General features: G+C 70.3%; 1 protein-coding gene. It reads right to left on the bottom strand.

The genetic code is table 11. The features are described 5' to 3' along the window. A partial coding sequence (gene modA, locus U9980_RS15845) for a molybdate ABC transporter substrate-binding protein (protein WP_322768630.1) occupies positions 1-573 on the bottom strand: 573 nt, incomplete at both ends.

A 573-nucleotide genomic window follows, 5' to 3' on the forward strand; every position in this document is an offset into this window, starting at 1 on the left:
CCGCCGCCCCGGCTGGGTTCGGCGCCTTGGTCAGGGCAGCGATCGGATAGGCCGTGGAGGCGTTCTGCGCCGCGGGGATCGCGATCCCCTTCACCTTCGCGGCGGCGGCCTGCGCGTCGGTGACATACACCATGCCGGCGTCGACCTCACCGAGCTCGACCGTGGTCAGGACCGCCTTCACGTCCGCGCCGTAGGTCGTCGCCGTGACCGTGACACCCGCGTTGGCGAAGACCTTCGCGGCGGTCACCCCGCACGGGACCTGCGCCTGACACAGCGCGACCTTCACCCCCGGCTTCGCCAGGTCGGCGACGGCCGCGATGTTCGCCGGGTTGTTCGGCGGGGTCACGATCTCCATCGAGTTCTTCGCGAACGTCGTCGGGTTGGCCGCCAGCCCAGCGGTCACAACGGCTGCCATGTTCGTCGCGCTGGCCGAGGCGAACACGTCCGCGGGCGCGCCCTGAGTGAGCTGGGTCGCCAGCGTCGAGCTCGCTCCGAAGTTGAACTTCACGCTCACCCCGGGATGCGCCGCCTCGAACTGCTTGCCCAGCTCGGTGAACGACTCGGTCAGCGACG

This window comes from Protofrankia sp. Cr1 (assembly GCF_963555865.1).
Lineage (GTDB): Bacteria > Actinomycetota > Actinomycetes > Frankiales > Frankiaceae > Protofrankia.